The organism is Algibacter sp. Ld11, assembly GCF_045066735.1.
Lineage (GTDB): Bacteria > Bacteroidota > Bacteroidia > Flavobacteriales > Flavobacteriaceae > Algibacter.
Map to the genome: position 1 here is coordinate 329,082 of NZ_JBISHH010000022.1, position 22,743 is coordinate 351,824.

At 31.0% G+C, this 22,743-nt stretch carries 18 protein-coding genes; 16 read left to right on the forward strand and 2 right to left on the reverse strand.

The annotated features are described in order from the left end of the window. Positions 1-178: 178 nt before the first annotated feature. Positions 179-931: a hypothetical protein gene (locus tag ACJJV4_RS09315; RefSeq protein WP_405293710.1), complete on the forward strand. Its 753-nt coding sequence runs from the start codon at positions 179-181 to the stop codon at positions 929-931. Between the two features lie 260 nt (positions 932-1,191). Here ACJJV4_RS09315 and ACJJV4_RS09320 read toward each other — a convergent pair whose 3' ends face one another. Continuing rightward, positions 1,192-1,911: a hypothetical protein gene (locus ACJJV4_RS09320; RefSeq protein ID WP_405293712.1), complete on the reverse strand. Its 720-nt coding sequence runs from the start codon at positions 1,909-1,911 to the stop codon at positions 1,192-1,194. A 361-nt stretch (positions 1,912-2,272) separates the two neighbouring features. Between ACJJV4_RS09320 and ACJJV4_RS09325 the strand changes: the two genes are divergently transcribed. The 15 genes from ACJJV4_RS09325 (at position 2,273) to ACJJV4_RS09395 (ending at position 21,715) form a co-directional block, all read left to right on the forward strand. Further along, on the forward strand, positions 2,273-2,437 hold the full coding sequence (locus ACJJV4_RS09325; RefSeq protein ID WP_405293714.1) for a hypothetical protein: 165 nt from the start codon (positions 2,273-2,275) through the stop codon (positions 2,435-2,437). 373 nt (positions 2,438-2,810) lie between these two features. Next, positions 2,811-3,203 carry a hypothetical protein gene (locus ACJJV4_RS09330; RefSeq protein WP_405293716.1) on the forward strand — a complete coding sequence of 131 codons (393 nt, stop codon included), beginning with the start codon at positions 2,811-2,813 and terminating at the stop codon, positions 3,201-3,203. 3 nt (positions 3,204-3,206) lie between these two features. Next, the gene (locus ACJJV4_RS09335) at positions 3,207-4,469 is read left to right on the forward strand and encodes an ABC transporter permease (protein ID WP_405293718.1); all 1,263 of its coding nucleotides are present in this window, start codon (positions 3,207-3,209) and stop codon (positions 4,467-4,469) included. A 4-nt stretch (positions 4,470-4,473) separates the two neighbouring features. Continuing rightward, the gene (locus tag ACJJV4_RS09340) at positions 4,474-5,379 is read left to right on the forward strand and encodes a hypothetical protein (protein ID WP_405293720.1); all 906 of its coding nucleotides are present in this window, start codon (positions 4,474-4,476) and stop codon (positions 5,377-5,379) included. 54 nt (positions 5,380-5,433) lie between these two features. Then, positions 5,434-5,961: a thermonuclease family protein gene (locus ACJJV4_RS09345; RefSeq protein ID WP_405293722.1), complete on the forward strand. Its 528-nt coding sequence runs from the start codon at positions 5,434-5,436 to the stop codon at positions 5,959-5,961. 15 nt (positions 5,962-5,976) lie between these two features. Then, positions 5,977-6,342 carry a hypothetical protein gene (locus ACJJV4_RS09350; RefSeq protein WP_405293724.1) on the forward strand — a complete coding sequence of 122 codons (366 nt, stop codon included), beginning with the start codon at positions 5,977-5,979 and terminating at the stop codon, positions 6,340-6,342. A gap of 10 nt (positions 6,343-6,352) precedes the next feature. Next, entirely contained in the window at positions 6,353-6,730 is a 378-nt protein-coding gene (locus ACJJV4_RS09355) for a PH domain-containing protein (protein WP_405293726.1), read from the forward strand. A gap of 457 nt (positions 6,731-7,187) precedes the next feature. Then, positions 7,188-8,759: a type I restriction-modification system subunit M gene (locus ACJJV4_RS09360; RefSeq protein WP_405293728.1), complete on the forward strand. Its 1,572-nt coding sequence runs from the start codon at positions 7,188-7,190 to the stop codon at positions 8,757-8,759. Further along, positions 8,759-9,952: a restriction endonuclease subunit S gene (locus ACJJV4_RS09365; protein WP_405293730.1), complete on the forward strand. Its 1,194-nt coding sequence runs from the start codon at positions 8,759-8,761 to the stop codon at positions 9,950-9,952. Before ACJJV4_RS09360 ends, ACJJV4_RS09365 begins: the two co-directional genes overlap by 1 nt. 209 nt (positions 9,953-10,161) lie before the next feature. Beyond that, complete coding sequence (locus tag ACJJV4_RS09370) at positions 10,162-11,397, forward strand: PD-(D/E)XK nuclease family protein (RefSeq protein ID WP_405293732.1); 1,236 nt, start codon at positions 10,162-10,164, stop codon at positions 11,395-11,397. A gap of 11 nt (positions 11,398-11,408) precedes the next feature. Next, positions 11,409-14,279, forward strand: a complete 2,871-nt coding sequence (locus ACJJV4_RS09375) for a type I restriction endonuclease subunit R (protein ID WP_405293734.1) — start codon at positions 11,409-11,411, stop codon at positions 14,277-14,279. 37 nt (positions 14,280-14,316) lie between these two features. Further along, positions 14,317-15,294 (forward strand): phospholipase D family protein, encoded by a 978-nt coding sequence (locus ACJJV4_RS09380; protein WP_405293736.1) that lies wholly within the window; start codon positions 14,317-14,319, stop codon positions 15,292-15,294. A gap of 115 nt (positions 15,295-15,409) precedes the next feature. Then, positions 15,410-17,839: a UvrD-helicase domain-containing protein gene (locus tag ACJJV4_RS09385; RefSeq protein WP_405293738.1), complete on the forward strand. Its 2,430-nt coding sequence runs from the start codon at positions 15,410-15,412 to the stop codon at positions 17,837-17,839. A gap of 2 nt (positions 17,840-17,841) precedes the next feature. Then, positions 17,842-20,466, forward strand: a complete 2,625-nt coding sequence (locus ACJJV4_RS09390; protein ID WP_405293740.1) for an AAA family ATPase — start codon at positions 17,842-17,844, stop codon at positions 20,464-20,466. 4 nt (positions 20,467-20,470) lie between these two features. Further along, entirely contained in the window at positions 20,471-21,715 is a 1,245-nt protein-coding gene (locus ACJJV4_RS09395) for an McrC family protein (RefSeq protein ID WP_405293742.1), read from the forward strand. Between the two features lie 6 nt (positions 21,716-21,721). Here the strand turns inward: ACJJV4_RS09395 and ACJJV4_RS09400 are convergent, their stop codons facing one another. After that, positions 21,722-22,681, reverse strand: a complete 960-nt coding sequence (locus tag ACJJV4_RS09400; protein ID WP_405293744.1) for a sigma 54-interacting transcriptional regulator — start codon at positions 22,679-22,681, stop codon at positions 21,722-21,724. Positions 22,682-22,743 lie beyond the last annotated feature (62 nt).

A 22,743-nucleotide genomic window follows, 5' to 3' on the forward strand; every position in this document is an offset into this window, starting at 1 on the left:
TAACATTTTATTTGTTTGCAATTGCCTTTGATAACAGATATAATTTATCTAGTTTTCCTTCAGATAATTTTAAGCTAAAAGGTATTCTAACCGTTTTTGTTTTTAAATCGTTAGAGAAGTTTATTATTAACATTGAAAATATTTATAAATTTTAACAAACCCTGAATTTTAAAAAAAAATGAAGAAAATCACTACAACTATTATCCTGAGTCTATTACTAATTATGAAAGTCTCTAGTCAAGATGAAAAGCAAATTGCGAGTAAAGATGGTGTTAATGTATCTTATCAAATTATATTAGAAGAAGAAAGTAAAAAGAAAGATAAATATATTTTAATTGTTAATTATGAAAACGTAAGTGATCAAGATTTATATTATGAAGTTCAATTAACGAAGGATAGCGAAGGGCAATTATCATTACCAATAATTCCAGAAGAAAAAGCATTTACAAAAATAAAAGTAAGAAATTCAACAGGTTTATTCGGAGATGGGCAATCGTTAATCGGAGACGCAACTGATTTAATTACAACTAGTAATACGTTACTTTTTGAACTAAAGCAAGGAGATGTGTCTTCTCAAGAAACTACTTTTAAAGTGAAATCGGGTGTCAAACCATTAATTACAAATACTTATTTGAAAAGTATAAAATCTATAGATGAGTTTGATCTTAAGATCAGTTCAAAAATGTTAAATGGAGATTATATTTCAAGTTGTGGTAACCTGAAAATAAACATCAATTCAGGAAATTCAGAAGAAGATGGAGATTACTTATTACAAACAACTAATGGAAAACAGTTTATCTGGTTACGTTCATCTGAAACAACGTTTACTAGAAAAAACAATTCAGATTATACTTTGACATTTAACAAACATAATAATACATTTACATATGCAACATCAGATGGAATAACTTGCAGTTGGGATAAAAATTAAAATTTAATTTGTAGCTAAAGAAACACTCAAATACTTTGTAAAGTGCAGTATTTAGGAGATCTATTTGATAAAATAGCGTAAAAGGTACAAAATGGATTGTTTCTCCAAAATCTTTAGTAGATTTTTTATAAGTAAATTTTAAAATTAGCTTTTTGCTATGTCGATTAAATTATATATCAAAACAAAGTATATCCCCTACGTATTTGGTTAGTTTTTTAGCAATCGAATATCTAGTAAAAAAAGCATGTTTGTATAGATTATTAATCTATACAAACATGCTTTTTTATCATATAATCAGTAATTTCCTTTAATGTTTTTCCAGTTTTTGGATGTTTGCCTATAGCTGTAAAATACTCTAAAACTCCATTTTCATTTTTACCATACCATAAATTAGCGTTTCCAGATTCTGTGTAAAATTTAGTGTTGCAGTTTGGTGTTATTTTTTTAAAACCAATAAGTCTATCGTGGTTATAAAGTCTTAATACACCTCTCTCAAGTTTTTTTTCGTCAAAGCTGGTTTCTATGTATTGCTTTCCATCCCAACTCATCCAACGCTGGGTATTTAAGTATTTAAATGATAAAAATATAATAATTAAAGAACATAAAATCCCTAGTGTAATTTTATATTTTACATCAAATTTAGACGATGTTTTCTTTTTAACTTTTAAATTAGGATTGTTATTAATTGTAGCTTCATTTACTTTCTTAAACTCTTCATAATTATCAAATTCTAAATATTTCAATAGTCCACAAACTACTTTATGCTGTTTTATATTAATATCTCCATCTGATATTTTTAAAGCTTCAGCATCTTTCCTATAATCTCGATAACTTCTTTCTCCAAGAACCAAACCTGTTTCTTGAGAGACATAATCCGCTATGTCTTCAGCTTTATTCGTTAAGGAAGGTTTTTTATCTCCTAATAGTATTCTTTCAGCTTCAGCTTTATTGAAGGCTTTTAAAATTAGTGTTTTATGCATTTAATCTTTGATAACGAGTCCGATAAAAATAATTAATTTTTGGGAAATTGACAGGAAAAATGTTTCCTAATAGCTTCCTGAATCCTTCCGTTAAATTTCCTAAACATTCTTTCAAATATTCCGTGATTTGCTTCAGAATCAATCCAAATCAAGTATTTATAATACTGTGATTAGATTCTAAAACGGAGTGACTATTTAGAGATGTAAAAACATCTGGGAAGTAATTTTATTTCTCTAATTCAGTCTTCCATACTTCCCAAAATAGAGAGACGTCTCTTCATTATAGCTTTTTAGCTAAACCTGCTAAAGTCCGATAAATATCGGATAGCATAACTATTGTCCAATCTTAAAGAATTATAAAATGAAAAATATTAATATAATATTATTAACAGCTGTTTTAGGTATCTCAATCTTTTCTTGTACTCCACAAACAAATACTCCTGATTCCATTCCTGTTTCAATAGATGAGGAAGAGTGCTGCGGAGACGACAGCCCAATTCCACCACCACCTCCAACAGAGGACTAATTATTATTTCATTTTTCTATTATAAATCTCTATAAATATTGATTTTGAGTAAATGTAGGAAGATATTTTTAACAGCCTTTACGGAAACCCGTAAAGGTTTGTTTATTAATAGTTTTAAGTTTGAAGAGTTTAAAATTTTAAAAACGGCAGTAAAACACAAACCAACGGAAATAGTCCATAAAGGAGAAAAGGAATTAAGCACAGGTTTCGGCACAGATAATATATTCATAAAGATTATTGGTTGATGCAATTGGTCAAATCACTTCTGATAAAAATGGATGTAAGAATTAAGATGCCTTTAAAATATTAAGGTTTTAAAAGTTTAGCATTATTAAATCATCAAATAAAATTAACATTCTTAAAATTAATAAATATGATAACAACCGAATTAAAAAGCCATTTCTTGAGATTATATCAAATGGCTTTTGCTGATGATAGTTTTGATGTACTTGAGATGCAGATGCTCTATAAATTTGCAGAAGAAAGAGGGGTATCTAAAGACCAACTAAATGATCTTTTATTAAATCCTTCGCATGACTCATCAATTCCTGAATCTTTAGAATTGAGAGTGGAATATTTGTATGATTTGGCTGTAATGATTTGGGCTGACGAAAAAGTGACGGATGATGAATATATAACTTTAAAAAAGTATTGTAAGAAGTTTGATTTTTTGGAAGAAAATATAACAGAATTATCAGATTACTTGCTTGATTGTGCTAAGAAAGGTGTGAAAAAGGAAGATATTATTAGAGATATAAAATCATAAAATATGGGAGCGATTAAAAAAATATTCAAACTTAAAAATAGTGAAGTTTCTAGTCCTAAATATGATAATACAGAAGAAGCGCGAGAACAAATTAGAATAACATATTACCAAAGTGGATATGGTGCTTCTACTAGAGCATCGGGCAATGAAGTTACGTTTGGTGTAGGACTGAAAAATTTATATAATAGCTTTGAGGATCTTTGTCGAAAACAATTAAATGAGCAAGAAAGATTAAAACAACCTTATAAGGAGGAACAGGAAAAACAAAGAACAGAACTTAAAAAAAGAGAAACTGCATTATCAATTTACGAAGAACAGAGAAATGATTTGATGAAAAACATTGATGATCGTAAGTTTGAAATGATAGATGTCAAACAAAATCCAGAAACTTATGGTATAGATGTGGATAAAAGCCCTAAAGCGCAGTTTTACATAGGGTTATTGTTACTGTTGCCTATTACAATTTACTTGTTTGTTTTCTATATTTCTGCATCCTATTCTGCGTTTTTTAAAGATTTCGAAACAGGTAGTTTAACAGCTGCTATTTTTGATGCAAACGCCTTAAGTAAAGCTTTGTCAGACGGTTTGTTAGAAGCTATTTTCATTGGTACAATTCCATTTGTTTTCATGGGATTAGGGTATCTAGTTCACATGTTTCAAAAAGCCAAGAATATTCTTTCTTATGTGAAATTAGCGGCATTATTTATATTAACATTTATGTTTGATGTGATATTAGCTTACTTGATTGAAAAAAAGATTTTTGACTTTGATAGAGTTTTAGGTGAAAGTTTTTCTCCTGAAATTGCATTAGAAAGCGTTAATTTTTGGGGAATCATTTTTGCTGGTTTTGTTGTTTATCTTATTTGGGGTTTAGTGTTTGATTTTGTTATGAAAGAGCATGAAAATGTTGATAAGATAAAGGGATTCATTAGTAATAAGAAAGAGGAAATTAAAAATCTACAAAGTAAAAAAGCAAGTTTACTATTGAAAATAGACGATTTAAAACACGAAGTAACTTCTATAAACGGGAAAATATCAGAGCTTCAAGCAAAAATAGATGGATTTGTTTTTCCAGTAAAAGAATACCTTCATTACCACTATCAATATAAAGAGGGATGGTATCAATCCATAAATGAGGTATTAGCTCTTCCTACTAAAACAAAGGATGAATTAAGAAATCGATGTGAAGAAGTTTCTTTAAGTCACTTAAAAGAACTGAATTTAGAAGGTATGGATTTTCAACATTTAGTATTTGCTAAAAATTAAAATTATGAAAAATAAGATATATATAATTACGATTTTACTTTTGGTTTTTTTATCATGTAAAAATAATTCAGAAAAGAAAGAAGTAAAAGCTGCAGAGAACCTCAAACAGGCTAAAAGAGAAAGTGCTAATGAAAATTTGAATATTAGTTTTCTCTTAGATTTATCAGATAGAATAGATCCTAAAAAATATCCAAATGAAGCAATGGAATATTATCTCAGAGATGTTGCCTATATAAAAACAGTTTCAGAGGCTTTTATTACTCATATGGCTACTAAAAAAGTCAGATATATGGATGATAAGATTCAGTTATATTTTGATCCCGAACCTAAAAACCAAAACATAAATAAAATATCTACGGAACTGAGGTATGATATAAATAGACATAACGTGACGTTAGAAACTCTCGATCAATTAAAATCGAGTTATTCCTTAAATCCTCTCGAAATATATGATTTAGCAATTTCAGATAATAAATATGTTGGTTCTGATACTTGGAGGTTTTTTAAAACGAAAGTTAAAGATTACTGTATTGAGCAAGATCATAGAAATATTTTAATTGTTTTGACTGATGGTTATATTTATCATAAGGATACAAAAATTAAGGAAGCTAATTTAACAACATATCTTACTCCTCAAGTTATAAGAAGTTTTAAATTAAATAATAAGGATTGGAAGGATAGAATGGATAAAGAGCAATTTGGTTTTATACCAGCAACAACTGACCTTTCAAAATTAGAAGTTCTTGTTTTAGGTATTAATCCAGACAATAAAAACCCTTACGAAGAAGAAGTTATTATTAAGTATTGGAGCGATTGGTTTGACACAATGAAAGTAGGTAGGTACCAAATAAAAACAACAGGTTTGCCTTCTAATTTAGACAACATTGTTAAGGAGTTTATATTAAATTGAAATGATTAGTAATTGTTATATTCACCTACGAAAATAAAAGTTTAATTTTTTAATATGATTAGATTAGTTATAAGCCTGTTTTTAGTTTTAGGTGTAGCTGCAAACGCTCAAAAACCAAAAGGGAACAAAGTAATCAATGGCAAAGTTACCGCCATAACAGATGGAGATACATTTAAGCTTTTAACCAAAGACTCTATTTTAATTAGGGTTAGACTTGCGAACGTAGATTGCCCAGAGCGAAAACAACCATTTTCAGCAAAAGCCAAACAATTTGTTTCCGAGGCTATCTTTGGAGACATTATAAATATATATGTTTTAAAAAACGATAGATACGGTCGTTATATAGCGAATGTAATTTACGCCGATTCCTTGAACCTAAGTGAAGAGCTTGTTAAGCATGGTTTAGCATGGCATTATGTGAAGTATTCTAACGATAATAATTTACAAGGTTTAGAAGATATTGCTAAAAAAAATAAAATAGGTCTTTGGCAAGACCCAACCTCTATCGCACCTTGGGAATGGAGAGCCAATAAAAAGGAAGCCTTTAGGCTTAAAAAACTAAGCAAAGAGAAGAACCAATAATAATATTAAGAATAGATGAAACTTCTAAAAGTTCTTTTACTGTGTTTAACTTTTACTTTTGTAAGTAGTACTTTTAGTCAAACAGTTTACACCACCAAAACGGGTGAAAAATATCATAAATCGAGTTGCAAATATTTGAAATATTCTAAAAAAGAATATACATTAGTCAAAGCAGTGCAATTAGGTTTTACGGCGTGTTCGGTTTGTAAGCCAACTAAGAGTAATACAGCGGTAACAAACGCTAACGGATTTACCAACAACAACAAACCCAGCACCTCGTCACGATCTACTACAGCAAAGCAATGCACTGGTAAAACACAGGCAGGTAAACGTTGCAAACGAACTACTAAAAACTCTAATGGTAGGTGCTACCAGCATTAAATAAATAATTATGGGATTATTGAATAAAATATTAGGAAACGCAAGCGAGGTTTCCGTAGAAAAATTAACCGAGAAATATGGGCGATTGTTAACAAATACCGAACAAATTGAACTCGGTTTTAAGTTGTTTAGAGATGTGTTTATGTTTACAGATAAACGACTAATTTTGATAGATGTACAAGGTATTACAGGAAGTAAAGTAGAATACAAATCTTTACCGTACAAGAATATTTCTAGATTTTCTTTAGAAACTTCAGGAACCTTTGATTTAGATGCGGAATTGAAAATTTGGATTTCAAGCGAAAACATACCTTCCGTTAGTAAAAAGTTTAATAAAAGTATTAATGTGTACGAAGTACAAAAATATTTAGCTGATAAAGTCATGTAAATTAAGCTGATTGCAGTCTAAACGAATAATCATGAAAAACCTTAATACATTTTTAAAGAAACTATCGAAGGAGGAGCTTGAAGTACTTTATAAGTTATTGGCTGTTAAGGATAAAAAGATAGAAAGTATTACTGCAAAATTTTCTACGTTATCTCTCTCTTTTGGAGGGCATTTTCATGAGAGATTATCTTATAGATAGGTGTTGGGTGGTATTTTTGCAAAGACTATCTTAATCACCCCATATTCAGTTAACCCTTTAACAATTAGTGTATTGTTTTTTTATCCAACAGCAGAAGTAATTTAAGCGTATAAAAAACAATTATTTTTTGCTCATATAGTGTCTGTATTAGTAAGAAAGTAGCTATATTTAAAGCCTCCCTCACAGATTCGGTTAATAGCAAAACGAACCATAAAATGTTTAAAAACACAAAGTAATATTTTACTTAATAAATACTTAATGTCCGAAGAACAAAAACAACAAATACTAAAACAAACCTTGTGGAATATTGCCAACGACTTACGTGGTAATATGGATGCAGACGATTTTAGAGATTATATATTAGGCTTTATTTTTTACAAATATTTAAGCCGAAAAATGGAACTCTACGCTAATGTTATTTTAAAACCAGACGGTTTAGATTACGAAACCGTAGAAGCTCACGAAGAAGCAGAAGCATTATTAGAAGCCATTAAATTTGAAGCTTTAGACAAACTAGGCTATTTTCTTAAACCTAGTGAACTGTTTAGTGAGCTAGCAAAACGCGGAAACTCTGCAGGTAAAAACAACTTTATTCTAGGCGATTTAGCAAACGTGCTAACCAGCATAGAGCAAAGCACTATGGGGAGCGAAAGCGAAGACGATTTTGGCAACCTATTTGAAGACTTAGATTTAACAAGTAGTAAACTAGGAAAAACTGAAGATGCAAAAAACGAACTCATTGTAAAAGTACTAACCCATTTAGAAACTATAGATTTTGACCTAGAAAACTCAGATAGCGATATCCTTGGTGATGCTTACGAGTATTTAATTGGGCAATTTGCAAGTGGCGCAGGAAAAAAAGCAGGCGAGTTTTACACACCACAGCAAGTCTCTAAAATACTAGCCCAATTGGTAACTACAGGCAAAACCAAACTAAAAAGCGTGTACGATCCAACCTGTGGCTCTGGATCCTTATTATTACGTGTCGCAAAAGAAGTAAACGACGTAGGCGAGTTTTTTGGACAAGAAAGCAACCCAACCACCTATAACTTGTGCAGAATGAACATGATTATGCACGACGTACACTACAAACGTTTTGATATTTATAACGAAGACACCTTAGTAAACCCAAGCCCAAACCATATAGACAAACGTTTTGAAGCCATAGTTGCCAATCCACCATTTTCGGCAAACTGGAGTGCAAGTCCTTTGTTTATGTCTGACGATAGGTTCTCTGCATATGGTAAATTAGCACCAAAATCTAAAGCAGATTTTGCATTTGTGCAACACATGGTGCACCAATTAGACGATAATGGTACGATGGCTTGTGTATTACCACATGGTGTTTTATTTAGAGGCGCAGCTGAAGGACACATACGTAAGTTTTTAATAGAAGATAAAAATTACCTAGACGCAGTAATAGGTTTGCCCGCCAACATTTTTTATGGAACAAGCATACCAACCTGTATTTTAGTACTAAAAAAGAAGCGTACAGATGCAGACACCATTCTATTTATAGACGCTAGCCAACATTTTGAGAAAGTAAAAACCCAAAACGTATTACAAGACACACATATTGAAGCTATTGTTGATACCTACAGAAACCGAGAAACTAAAGACAAATACAGTTACGTTGCCACTTTAGCCGAAGTTAAAGACAACGATTACAACCTAAACATACCACGTTATGTAGATACCTTTGAAGAAGAAGAACCCATAGACTTAACAACAGTAGCCAAAGACTTAAAAGCATTAGATAAAGACATAGCAAAAACCGATGCGACTATTGCCGACTTTTGTAAACAGTTAAATATTGATACTCCTTTTTAATGGCAACACAAAACAACAAAGGAAACGTCATTACTTCGCAACCGTCATTGCGAGGAGGAACGACGAAGCAATCTGTTTCTCTTATACCCAAACTACGCTTTAAAGAGTTTGAAGGTGAATGGGAAGAAATAAAAATAGGAGAGGTTTTAAAAATAGGAAGTGGAAAAGACTATAAACATTTAGAGGAAGGTAAAATTCCTGTTTATGGAACAGGAGGATTAATGACTTATGTGGATAAATATTTATATGAAGGAGAAAGTGTTTGTATTGGTAGAAAAGGAACTATTGATAAGCCTGTTTATTTAAATGAAAAATTCTGGACTGTTGATACTTTGTTTTATACTCATTCTTTCAAAAAGTCATTACCGAAATTTGTTTTTGGAATATTTGAAAGGATTAATTGGAAACTATATAATGAAGCATCTGGTGTTCCTAGTTTATCAAAAAGTACAATTGAGAAAATAAAGGTTTCAATTCCCAACCTCCCAGAACAACAAAAAATAGCTAATTTTCTAACAGCAGTAGATACCAAACTACAGCAACTAACCACAAAAAAAGAAACATTAGCCCAATACAAAAAAGGCGTTATGCAACAACTGTTTAGCCAACAATTGCGTTTTAAACCAGACGTCACCAATGAAACCGTCATTGCGAGTACGCAGGACGAAGCAATCTCACCAATTGAATCGCAATTCCCAGATTGGGAAGAGAAGCGATTGGGAGAGGTTTGTGAGAGTATTAAATCAGGTAAAAGTAAATCAAATGAAGGAGGAACTTATCCTCTTTATGGTTCTACAGGTGTGATTGGGAATTGTGAAGATTATTCACATGATGGTTTTTTTATTCTTATAGCTAGAGTTGGTGCAAACGCAGGAACAATAAATGTTGTAAATGATAAGTTCGGTGTTTCGGATAATACTTTAGTAGTAATCTGTAATGATGATGCAGATATTAAATTTACATATTTCTTTTTAGATTTTTATAATTTGAATCGTCTTGTTTTTGGTTCTGGTCAACCACTAATAACAGGAGGACAATTGAAGTCTTTAAAGTTAAACTTACCTTGTTTCGAAGAACAACAAAAAATAGCCAATTATTTAAGTGCTATAGATAAAAAAATAGAAGCTGTACAAACGCAAATCACGCAAACGCAAGCGTTTAAAAAAGGGTTGTTGCAGAAGATGTTTGTTTAAGATTATGAAAGATACTTTTTTAAATAACAAAATTTAGATATTCACCTTTGGTGGAGCATTTCAGCGTACCAATGTTTACTTTGAGAGATATACAGAATAAATAAGAACGGCTTTTAGAACGGTATTACGTGATGAGGTTGAAAAATTAGTAAATAATAAGTGTCATATTTTAGTTTCGGAAAACGAGCATATCTTAAAATAGATAAATAATGATTAAACAAAAGGAAGACATATTATACACCTCTAAAAATTTATTGAGAGATGTAAAACGTACATTAAAAAATCAAGAAGAGATTAAAAATCTTAAAGGTGAGAATTTTAATGTGTTTTCTATTTTAAAAATGGAGAGTAAAGAAAATGGAACACACTCTGCGTTTTTAGGTGAGTTGCTAAATCCTAAAGGCTCACATAATTTTAAAACTGTTTTTCTTGGGTTGTTTTTGCAACAACTTGGCTATGAGGAATTAGATTTAAATTCTGCCGAAGTAGTATTAGAGTACTCATTAGGTTTTATTAACGACGATGCTAAAACTGGTGGACGTGTGGATATTTATATAAAAGATGCCACAAATAAAACCATTTGTATAGAAAATAAAATTTATGCTACAGACCAGAACCTTCAGATAAAAAGGTATTCTAACCATAATAAGGAAAATAACACAGTTTACTATCTTACTTTAACAGGAGAAGAACCATCAGATTGGAGTAAAGATGATTTAGCTATAAATGAAGATTATCACTGTATCTCATACCGAAAAACAATAATAGAATGGTTAGAGCTATGTTTAAAAGAAGCTGCAGATCAACCTATATTAAGAGAGAGCATTAAACAATATATTATTCTATTAAAAAAACTAACCAATCAGCTTTCAGACGATAAAATGGAAAAAGAAATTAAAGATATTATCAAGTCTAACTATAAGTCGGCTAAAACAATTTCAGATAATATTGAGGAAGTAGAAGTAGAGCATGCAAGTTTATATTTAGACGAAATTGGGGAAATGGTAATCAATAAATTAAACAAAACAGAATCGATATGGACTTTTAAAGTCGCTGACAACTTAACTACATCTTGGACTGGCTTAAATATTTATAATAAAATGTGGACAAATGGTATTAGAGTGCAATTACAAGGTAATAGTAAAATACATAGTTCTCAAAATCAATATGGACTTATAGCTGAAAAGAAATGTTTTAATAGAAAGTCGATTTATGACGCATTAAACGAAACAGAGTTTGCTGTGGGAGAATGGAACAGCAATGAATATTGGGTTTGCTATAATAGGAATAGTGATATGAATTTTGGAGATATAGAAGTACGGGCTAATTTGTTTAATGATGAAAAACGGTTAAAACTAGTAGAACAGGTTGCTACGAGAATCATTGAGCTTTGTAGACTTTGCGACCAGCCACTTAGAAATTTCCAACAAATAGAAACAACATAATAAATTATATCGTGGCTAAACAATCGGAACTACAACTAGAAAACAACCTAATTAAACAATTAGTAGGTTTAGGCTACCAAAAAGTAACTATTACAGATGGTGATGCTTTGGTGTTTAATTTAAAAGTACAACTTGAAGCTTTTAATAACACCTTATTTTCTACTAAAGAGTTCGATGCTATTTTAAACCATTTGGCAAAAGGTAATGTGTTTGAAAAAGCAAAAACGTTACGAGATCGTTTTAATATTACCAGAGATAATGGAGACAGTTTTTATGTACGCTTTTTTAATAGCGAAGACTGGACAAGTAATTTATTTCAAGTCACAAACCAAATAACCCAAGAAGGGACTTACAAAAACCGTTACGATGTTACGTTATTAGTCAACGGTTTACCATTAGTACAAATAGAGTTAAAACGTCGTGGTCTAGAAATTAAGGAGGCGTTTAACCAAATAAATCGTTACCAGCGTCATACGTTTTGGTCTAATCATGGATTGTTTCAGTATGTACAATTATTTGTAATTAGCAATGGTGTGAACACTAAATATTTAGCTAATAATAAGTTGCAGTCTGTTAAACAAACCTTCTTTTGGGCAGATGTAAATAATAAAAACATTACCGATTTAACAGCCTTTGCGAGTTCGTTTTTAAACCCAAACCATTTGGGTAAAATGATAGCGCAATATGTGGTGCATAACGAAACGCATAAAATATTAATGGTGTTACGTCCTTATCAGTTTTATGCAACAGAGAAACTGGTAAATCAAGTTGCTACAAGTAACGACAACGGTTACATTTGGCATACTACAGGTTCTGGTAAAACGTTGACGTCTTTTAAAGCGAGTCAGATTATTATGGACTTGCCAAACGTACACAAAGTGGTGTTTGTGGTAGACCGTAAAGATTTAGATTACCAAACCATGTTAGAGTTTAATAGCTTTAAAAAAGACAGTGTAGATGTTACAGATAATACTCAGTCTTTGGTAAAACAATTAACAGACGACTCTAAATTGGTGTTAACTACCATACAAAAACTAAACAATGCCATTTCTAAAGCTAATTACGAGAAAAGCTTAACGCATTTACAAGATAAAAAAGTGGTCTTTATTTTTGACGAGTGTCATCGCAGTCAGTTTGGAGATACGCACAAAAAAATTACCGAATACTTTAAAAGTAGTCAGCTGTTTGGTTTTACAGGCACACCTATTTTTAAAGATAATGCGTCTAAAAATGATTTAGGAAAACGTACCACTAAAGATTTGTTTGGTAAATGCTTACACAAATACGTTATTACAGATGCTATTAAGGATCAAAATGTTTTACGTTTTGGTATTGAATATGTTGGTAAATACAAACAAAAAGGAAATACTTTAATTGATATTGAGGTAGAAGCAATAGATACTGCTGAGGTTTTTGCGGATGAAAAACGCCTTGAGAAAATTGCAGATTATATGATTGCGTATCATAATCAGAAAACGTTTAATAAGGATTACTCGGCTTTATTTGCTGTAAATAATATTGAAACCTTAATTAAGTATTACGATATCTTCAAACGAAAAAAAGAAGCAGGCGAACACGATTTACGTATTGCAACTATATTTTCTTACGGAACCAATGAGGATGATGAAGATGCACAGGATTATATTCCTGGAGACCAATTACAGCAAGCAGCTGAGCCACAAGCACAATACAAAACAAGTCATACCAGAGAAAAGCTAGACAAATATATTGCCGATTACAACCAAATGTATAATACTAGTTTTTCAACTAAAGATAGTCAGCAGTTCGAAAACTATTTTAAAGACATAAGTAAGCGTTTAAAAGAACGCGAAAAAACAACCTTTCAAGATAAAGACCGTTTAGATATTGTTATTGTAGTAAATATGATGCTTACAGGTTTTGATGCTAAAAAAGTAAACACATTATACGTAGATAAAAATTTAAAGTATCATGGTTTAATACAGGCATATTCTAGAACCAACAGGATTTTAGGAGAGCAGAAATCGCAAGGAAATATTTTATGCTTTAGAAACCTAAAAAAAGCAACAGATGAAGCAATTACCTTGTTTTCAAACAAAGAGGCTATTGAAGACATTATTTTACCACCTTATGAAGCGATTGCAGAAAAATTTGATGACGCTTTAAAAAATCTATTAGAGATTGTGCCAACATTTCAAAGTGTAGACACATTACCAAGTGAAATAGAAGAGTTACAATTTATTGAAGCTTTTAGGCGTCTATTGCGTGCAAAAAATGTATTAGAATCTTACACAGATTTTGCTTGGGACGATTTGGGTATTGACGAGCAAACATTTGAAGATTATAAAAGCAAGTATTTAGATTTACACGATAAGGTTAAAAACGATAGCCAAAAGCATAAAACATCTATTCTTGATGATATCGATTTTGAATTAGAGTTAATCCATCGTGATCAAATTAATGTCGCTTACATTTTACAACTCTTAGCCAAATTAAAAGACGCTAAATCTGCAGATGCAAAAGCACAGAAAAAAGCCATTATAGATATGCTATCTGGAGACGTAGAGTTGCGTAGTAAACGCGAGTTAATAGAAAAATTTATTGAAGAAAACTTACCACATATTAGTGATGTAGATGCGATTCAAGATGAATTTGAACGCTTTTGGCATGAAGAAAAGATACTAGCTTTAGCCAAAATGTGTGAAGAAGAACACTTAGACCAAAAACAGTTTAAAGCCTTAATAGAAAGCTACACAGACTATGGTAGAGAACCATTGCGTGATGACATTTTTAAATGTCTAGATAATAGACCAAGTATTTTAAAAGCACGAGAAATAGGAGCGAGGATCTTAGATAAAATGAAAACGTTTGTGCAGGTGTTTGTTGAAGGAATGACAGGCTAAAAAAGATAATTAGAATAAAATAAAATATTAACCTACTATGAGTACATTTTTAACGGGAAAAACCCTAGAAAGTGAGATTGATGATATAATATGGGAGGCTAAAGAGACTCTTTTGATAGTTTCCCCATTCATTAAATTAGATGAACATTTTAAAAAATTATTTAGTAACCCTAAGCGATTTGATTTTCTTAAAATAATTGTAATATTTGGGAAGAATGAAAATAAAGTAAGTAAAAGTTTAAGTAAGCAAGATTTTGAGTTTTTTAAACAATTTTCCAATATTAGTATAATTCATGCACCAAAATTACATGCTAAATATTATGCTAATGAAAACAAAGGTGTAATTACTTCAATAAACCTTTATGACTACTCTTTTACAAATGAAAATATTGAATTTGGGGTTTTAACCGAGCACTCCAAATCTGATATATTTAATTTTAGGGGAAGTAATAATATTGAAAATGATGCTTTTCATACGTGTATGGAAATAGCAAACGAAAATACACCTGTTTTTATTAAACGACCAATTTTTACGAGTAATAAATTTATAGTAACATTGAACAAAACATACGTGAAATCAGAGATTTTGTTAGATGAGACTCAGCGTTTTTATAGTTTTAGTTTAAATAAGAAATCAACAGTTAAAAGGCTTAGCGATTTTCCAGAAGAAATTGATTTAAACTCAAATGAATATAAGAAACCTGTCCGTGAGCATAAAACTGAAATCAAAACTGAAATCAAACCAAAGATTAAAACAGAAGTAAAAAAAGAAAAATGGGCTTATAAAAGTAAAAAAAGTTATCATCAAACAGGATATTGCATTCGAACAGGGGAAGAAATTCCTTATAATCCTAATCAACCTTATAGCTACAGTGCGTATCAAACTTGGGCTATTTATGAAAACTATCATTACCCAGAAAATTTTTGTCATAAAACAGGACGTCCATCTAATGGAGATACTAGTATGGCTAACCCTATATTAGAGCATAAGTGGGGGAAAAATAGTGCTTGGTAGTGTTACTAACGAGTATTATTTAAAAAAGTACTTAAACAACTATGAGTTTATCACTGTTAAGCTTAATTTATTTACCCAAATATTTATAAACAATTTTTATATTAAACCAACCCTAATGAAAACAATACCTACAAGAACAGATTTAAGCAGTTTAAACAATCAGCAGCGCAAAGCTGTATTATCAGCTGAAAAACGCATATTAGTACTAGCAGGTGCTGGCTCAGGAAAAACTAAAACATTACTTAATAAAATAGACTATCTAATAAACGATGAGCAAGCAGATTCTGATAGTATTCTAGCGATAACGTTTACCAAAAATGCTGCCAATGAAATGGTAGATCGCATGATTTTATCGGCAGATAAAACAGGTTTTTACAAAAAAGTAATGGAAACCAAAGGGGTTACCCAAAAAGATTTGGCGATTGAGCGTAAAAATATGCTTGAAAAACACCCGTGGTTAAATAGGATTACCATTAAAACGTTTCATAGTTTATGTTATCAAATTATGCGCGAAGATGGTGTGGATGTATTTGATAATCAATTTAAATTGGTGCCTAAATATATAGATGATTCTTCGGAATTTAGAGGATTAAGTGCTACTGAAACGGAACAGGAAATAATACAAAAAGTAGCTATAAAGTTATCAGAAAATAAGAATTATTTAATTGCTTTAAAACGCTATATTATTGATTATTATGTAGATTATATTCGGGAAGACGAAGGTGGTGCAGAGTTTAGACCCGAAGGCAAATTATTTACAACACTAAAGGGTGAAAAAGTACGATCTAAATCGGAGCAATTTATCGCCGATTGGTTTTTTCGGAATAATGTAGATTACAAATACGAACGTAAAGAGCGCATTTCTAAAACGGCTTTTCATCCCGATTTTTTTATTCCATCCGCAAATGTGTATTTAGAGCATGTTAGCAATTTAAGTCATCCTACATTTTGGAAAGAAATGGAACTTAAGCAAGGGGGTGTAACTTGTATAAAAACCTATGATAAGGCAACGCAAAACTCGGCAGTATTTAATAAGGTTTTAGATACAGTTATAAAAGGGCGATTGACTGATAGTTTAGATTCAGCTTCAGTATTGCATTACCATGAAGAGTTTTCGGGATTTAAAAAAGAGCTTAAAAAGTTTTATAGATCTGTATTTGATGTAAAAGGCGCTATTGAAAATGCAAATAAAACTATTGAAACCGTTGGTTTAGAAGCCAAAAAGAGTGAACATGAGCGTGTACGCCTTTTTTATAAAGTAGCGTTGCCTATTATAAGAGACTATGATATGTATTGTACAAACCGATCTTATTTAGGCTTTGATGGATTGGTTGAATACTCTTTAAAATTGTTTAAAGAACACCCAAAAACAAGAGATAGATATCAAAAGAAATATAAATACATTTTGGTTGATGAGTTTCAAGATGTAAATAACAAACAAGTAGAGTTTTTGAAATATTTAATAAACGATAATTCTCAACTTTTTTGTGTTGGTGATGATTGGCAAAGTATTTATGGTTTTAGAGGTTCAGTAGTAGATTATATTGTAAACTTTAAAGATCATTTTGATAATTCAGAACTCATTAAACTGAACTTAAATTATAGAAGTACAGACCGTATTGTTAAGGCTTCGAACGAAATTATAAAAAAGAATAAGTTTCAAATAGCAAAAGATATTTCAGCAGTAAAAAAAGGAGGTGCTAAAATAGAGGTTAATTATGCTGAGGTAGATGGGGAGACTGAGAATTTTATTTATGGAAAAATTCAACAACATATAGCAGAAGGTATTAGTCCAGATAAAATACTAATTCTATACAGGCGTACTGCAATGAAAGCCAATGTAGAGGAGAAGCTGAAAAAAAGCGGAGTATATGTGCAATTTAAAACTATACATGGAGCAAAAGGCCTAGAAGCAGAGGTTGTATTTGTTTTAGGTTTAAACTCAGCTCGTGGAGGTTTTCCTGATCCGTGGATGAAAGATAAAATTTATCAAGTTATAAAAAAGACAGAGTACAATACCCTACTAGAAGAAGAAAGGAGGTTGTTTTATGTGGCGCTTACTCGGGCTAAAACACATCTTTATTTAATGTCACAAAAGGGTAATGTGTCTGAGTTTATAAAGGACATCCCGAATGAACTGATGCTTATTAATGAAGATGAATCTTCTGTTGCCGAATTTGAATTAACAGTATGTAAGAAATGCAATTCTAAAGTAGAAGATCATTTTAAGTTTTGTGCAGAGTGTGGAAGTGCTATAAGTGTTAAAGAGCCTATAATCTACGAGGAAGATAAGTTGTTTGATGTGATTAGGCGAAAGGTGAAAGCATTGCCTCTAAAATATCCTGACGGTAAAGATGAAATTGTTACTAAGGCTAGGTTAAAAAATACTAGAGCTTATGAGCCGTGGAGCATTGCGGAAGATAAATTGTTGTGTGATTGTTTTGATCAATTTAGTAACAGCGATCTATGTGTTTTGTTTGGTAGAAGTTTAGGTGGTATTAAATCGAGGTTGATAGAGTTGAATTTAGAAAAAAACAAGAAATAATAATGCTGTTTTATCAAGTAACAAAAGACCATATTTTACAAGGAATACGAGATTTTGAAGAGAAAGGGTATCCAGAAGGTTTTGGGCCTTCATCTACTTATGATGTTGTTTATAACGGAAAAACCTATCCGCCAAAAGCAATAATGGCTTATGCTAATTATCATGCAGAGGGCAAGGAGATTGAAAAATACTTTAAAGGAGGTTTAAATACATATTGTTTTAAAGCTTTTGAACGAAATGGATTTGCTGTTATAAAAAAGGAACTAGCTAACCCTATATTTCAAATTCAAATATCTAAAATTGATCAGGATTGGGGTGGTAATTTTCTAAATGCAAAAATGCAAATTGTAAAAGGTGGTTATCAATTATTAAAAGGATCTTATATTTATAAGGAACCGAAAAAAAGTTTTTTAATTCACTCTTATTATAAAATGAGAGTTAAATACGAACAAGAGAATTATTTTGAAGATTCTAACTTTGACAAGTACGTAGTTCTTAAAAAGAGTATAACCTTCAATAAACCATCGCCAGCAGCGGTAATAGCACTTAATAGAGCAGCCAATGGGAAGCATGAATGGAAACTAAATGATGGTACTACGCTTGAAGAATATGAGAGAACAATGAATTTAATTGATAAAAAAAAACATAGTAGCAATACAAAACTAAATGGCTTAATAGAAAAATATAAAAGTGCTTTATTAAATGATAATTGGTTATATGTTGAGCTGTACAAGTTTGAATGGGCAAATTGGTTAACAACAAGAGTCAATTTTGAAGAACAAACAGATGAAGAAATTTTAGAACTATGTTTGGCTTCTCAGAATGAGAATTATACTGATGCTAAAGGCGTACAATTTATTAAACAAGGCGCTAGAGAAAGATTAAGTAAATATATTGGAATTGAAGATATTAAAATTTTCAGAGACTTTTATAATGGTATAGAACTAAAAAATATAGATTATTCTAATCGTAATATGAGCTTTCCTATTTTGTCTTGTTGGATGTCTGTTTTAGTCCCTAATTCGATTTTTCCAGCAAGCAGAACCTCTTTTTCAAATATTATTAAGGACTTACTTTCAATAAAATTAAAGCCTAGTACTATTCATTTTGTAATTGGAATGCAAAATCCAATGCAAGAAATATGCAATGTTTTATTAGAGGATGACGAGATTGCTGAATTTATTAGTAAAGAATTGCATAAATCAGAATTATCGCAATTAGATTTAAACTGGTTAACTCAAGATTTTTTATTATTTATCGACAGACATCCAAATTTATTAGAGCGAATAACAAAAACTGTTGAAGAGGAAGAAGTACAATATATTATGCTTGAGAAAATGCCAATAAATCAAATATTATACGGCCCTCCAGGAACAGGGAAAACGTATTATTTAAAAGACCAATTGTTTGATAAATATACACTAAGAGAAAATGCAATCACCAAAGAAAAGTATTTTGAGGAAACAGTTGCGAATTTAACTTGGTGGCATGTCATTACCTTAGCGCTTATAGAGATAGGCACTTCTAAAGTAAACGATATTTTAGAAAATAGATGGGTATCAAAAAAAGCAGCATTATCAGAATCTAAAAATGTTAGAGCTACCATTTGGGGAACTTTACAAATGCATACTATAGCGGAGTCGGAAACAGTAGCTTATAAGCAACGCCAAAACCCTTTAATATTCGATAAGACAAAAGATAAATTGTGGAAGTTATTAACTGATGAGGTAAAAGAGCAAATTCCTGATATATATGATGTTTTAAAGGATGTAAATGACTTTAAGATAAGTCCTGAAAAAGAAATTAAAAACTACGAATTTGTAACCTTTCATCAATCCTTCGCTTATGAAGATTTTATAGAAGGTATAAAACCAATTTTACCAGAAGAAGGTGAGGAAACAAAAGATTTAGGCTTTGCTATTGAAGACGGGCTTTTTAAAAAGCTATGTTTAAAGGCGAAGAAAGATCCATCTAACCGTTATGCTATTTTTATAGATGAAATAAATAGAGGTAATGTGTCAGCTATTTTTGGAGAATTAATCACGCTTATTGAAACGGATAAACGCAAAGGAGCAAAAAATGAATTAACTATTACATTACCATATTCAAAAAAAGAATTTAGTGTGCCTTCTAATTTAGATATTTATGGCACGATGAATACGGCAGACCGTTCTGTAGAAGCGTTAGACACTGCCTTACGTCGTCGTTTTGAGTTTAAAGAAATGATGCCAGATTATACTGTGATAGAAAATGAAGAAGTTGGTAACACTAAACTGTCTGAAGTATTAAAAACCATAAACAAACGTATAGAACTGTTAATCGATAGAGATCATACCATTGGACATTCATATTTTGTAGGTGTAGATACAGAAGACAAATTAACCAATGCTTTTTATAATAAGATAGTACCATTGCTACAAGAGTACTTCTTTGGTGATTATGGTAAAATTGGTTTGGTGCTTGGTAATGGTTTTGTAGAACGTAAAAAGAATAAGAAAATAAAGTTTTCAAGCTTCGAATACGAAGATAAAGAGCAATTTATTACACCAACATACAAAATATTAACTATTGATAAAAGTTCTATTATAAATGCAGTAGAACAATTGTTAGAAACTAAAAATAATTAATTTTTTGATTGTACGTAATACCATATCAGTTTTCGAGCATCAACGTTTATGTCTTGGACAACAGGGATTTAAGCAATATCACTTAGAAGCACTTTTAAAACTTAATGAATATCACGATGGTAATTATTTCGAGCCCATAGCAAAAGGTGTAAAGTTTAATCAATATGTCGGTGTAATTCAAGTAGATGGTTTAACCATTGAAATTAACCCAAAAGCCGATAAAGACGACGATGATAATAAATGGAAAGGCGTGTTGCTTAAAATGCTGCAAGCTTGTGGTAAACTTAAAGCAGAATCATCAGGAGCAGCACATGTAAAACGTAAACATCTTAATTTACTAGAAGTGTACTTTGAGCTTTATTTATTGGAAGTAGAACGTTTAGTAAGGAAAGGGTTAATAAAGCAATATCGCAAACAAACCAGTAATACTAAAGCCTTAAAAGGGAAGTTGGAGTTTACTGGACATATTCGGCAAAATTTGGTCCACAAAGAACGGTTCTTTACCAAACATCAAATGTATGATGTTAACCATTTCTTACATCAAGTTATACAAAAAGCTATATCCATTGTTAGTCAGTTTACAAGTGGCTCTAGGTTACAAGATTTATGTAATCGGGTGCAAATAAATTTCCCTGAGGTCGATGTAAAACCGATAACAGCAAAGCAATTAAATAATATTGAATTAAATCGTAAATCTAATGGTTATAAGTATGCCTTAGAGTTGGCGCGATTAATTATTTTAAATTATTCGCCTGATATTTCTAGTGGAAAAGAGAAAATGATATCCCTATTATTTGATATGAATGACTTATGGGAAACTTATATTTTAAAGCAATTGCAAAAGGTTTGTGTAGGAATTGATATTAAAGTTTCAGGGCAAGAATCGAAATCTTTTTGGGGTAGTAATAGTTTGCGTCCAGATATTGTATTGCGACAAGGAGAAAAGACACTAATTATAGATACTAAATGGAAACGACCTAATAGAAGTTCGGCTTCAGTAGGTGATTTGCGACAGATGTATACCTATTGTCGTTTTTGGGATGCAGAAAAAGCCATGCTTTTATATCCTGGTGATTATTCTGAAAATCGATTTAAAAAATTTGAAACCGATGACTATTCATTAGATCAGGAGAATACTCATAATGAGATGAATCATCAATGTAAAATGGGGTTTGTTTCTGTTTTGGATGCGGAAGGGGAGTTGGATGAGTTGATTGGTGCTGCTATTTTGAAATTGATGAATAATTAAAACGAACTACTCTTCCTTTTTTTTGCCTTTTCCATTTGCCCATCGTTCCATAGTTCTGTAACTTATTCCTGCTTTTTTTGCTCCTTGTTTTAATGAACCATATTTTTCTTTTATAAATCTAGTATAGGCTTCTTTAAAATTATCTAAGTTGTCGTTCCAAGTTATATCATCTGAGATTTCAAATTCCCTTTTTAAATTATCGTTATGTTCTGGGAATCTATAAAAATCGTTAAAATCAGATTTAACTAATTCTAATATATTTTCTTCTTGAATATCATCTTGAAGTCTGTAATTATGCCAGTTTATAGCGAGTTTGTCAAGGTCTCTAAAGTTTCCGTGTAGTATAATGTTTCCGTTTTCAAGCCATTCTTTTAATTCTTCTCCTGGTAGCGTATTATGTTCTTCAAAACACATTTTATGCCAGGTTTTTTTGAAATCTTTCCACGTATTTCGGTCTCCACGTTGATAAGAGGGAAACTTAACGGCAAATTGACAAATACGATCAAAAAATTTATGAGTTAAGTAGGTTTCGCTATCTCGAAGTGAGGATATACTTTTTGTAGTAGTAAATGCTATTCTTATATCAAATACTTTTTCTCTAAACCCAAATTTTCCGCCTTTTCCAGTAGAGATACCTTCAAATAGAGAGGCTTGAGCTTCTTTATTTAGTTCTTCAATATCCGTAATAACTAGTAACCCATTGTTAGATTTTTTAAATGTGTTTTCCCATTGTATATCTGTAAAATCATTAGATTTTTTTGCATTAACAAAGTTGATGTTTTCTAAGTTTTTAGAAGCTGATTGATGCTTTATTTGTATTTGCGTTAACCAGTGTGCTTTTCCTGTACCTCTTTGACCTATAACTAAAATTGAAAATCGTCCAGGATTAGTTAAGTAGGAGTTTAACTTCTTGATAGAAGGCTTTCTTTTAGTATTTTCCTTTTTAATTAAGTTCTCTATACTCATTAAATTGTATTTATTTGCGTAATTTACTGTTTTAATTGCGTATATGAAATTCGATTTGTTAT

Bases quoted from the DNA above. Each gene is read 5' to 3' on its own strand.
- ACJJV4_RS09360 (WP_405293728.1), top strand. From the start codon at position 7,188: ATGTCCGAAGAACAAAAACAACAAATACTAAAACAAACCTTGTGGAAT.
- ACJJV4_RS09340 (WP_405293720.1), top strand. From the start codon at position 4,474: ATGAAAAATAAGATATATATAATTACGATTTTACTTTTGGTTTTTTTA.
- ACJJV4_RS09355 (WP_405293726.1), top strand. From the start codon at position 6,353: ATGGGATTATTGAATAAAATATTAGGAAACGCAAGCGAGGTTTCCGTA.
- ACJJV4_RS09345 (WP_405293722.1), top strand. From the start codon at position 5,434: ATGATTAGATTAGTTATAAGCCTGTTTTTAGTTTTAGGTGTAGCTGCA.
- ACJJV4_RS09330 (WP_405293716.1), top strand. From the start codon at position 2,811: ATGATAACAACCGAATTAAAAAGCCATTTCTTGAGATTATATCAAATG.
- ACJJV4_RS09390 (WP_405293740.1), top strand. From the start codon at position 17,842: ATGCTGTTTTATCAAGTAACAAAAGACCATATTTTACAAGGAATACGA.
- ACJJV4_RS09350 (WP_405293724.1), top strand. From the start codon at position 5,977: ATGAAACTTCTAAAAGTTCTTTTACTGTGTTTAACTTTTACTTTTGTA.
- ACJJV4_RS09385 (WP_405293738.1), top strand. From the start codon at position 15,410: ATGAAAACAATACCTACAAGAACAGATTTAAGCAGTTTAAACAATCAG.
- ACJJV4_RS09325 (WP_405293714.1), top strand. From the start codon at position 2,273: ATGAAAAATATTAATATAATATTATTAACAGCTGTTTTAGGTATCTCA.
- ACJJV4_RS09315 (WP_405293710.1), top strand. From the start codon at position 179: ATGAAGAAAATCACTACAACTATTATCCTGAGTCTATTACTAATTATG.
- ACJJV4_RS09400 (WP_405293744.1), bottom strand. From the start codon at position 22,681: ATGAGTATAGAGAACTTAATTAAAAAGGAAAATACTAAAAGAAAGCCT.
- ACJJV4_RS09365 (WP_405293730.1), top strand. From the start codon at position 8,759: ATGGCAACACAAAACAACAAAGGAAACGTCATTACTTCGCAACCGTCA.
- ACJJV4_RS09320 (WP_405293712.1), bottom strand. From the start codon at position 1,911: ATGCATAAAACACTAATTTTAAAAGCCTTCAATAAAGCTGAAGCTGAA.
- ACJJV4_RS09380 (WP_405293736.1), top strand. From the start codon at position 14,317: ATGAGTACATTTTTAACGGGAAAAACCCTAGAAAGTGAGATTGATGAT.
- ACJJV4_RS09335 (WP_405293718.1), top strand. From the start codon at position 3,207: ATGGGAGCGATTAAAAAAATATTCAAACTTAAAAATAGTGAAGTTTCT.
- ACJJV4_RS09370 (WP_405293732.1), top strand. From the start codon at position 10,162: ATGATTAAACAAAAGGAAGACATATTATACACCTCTAAAAATTTATTG.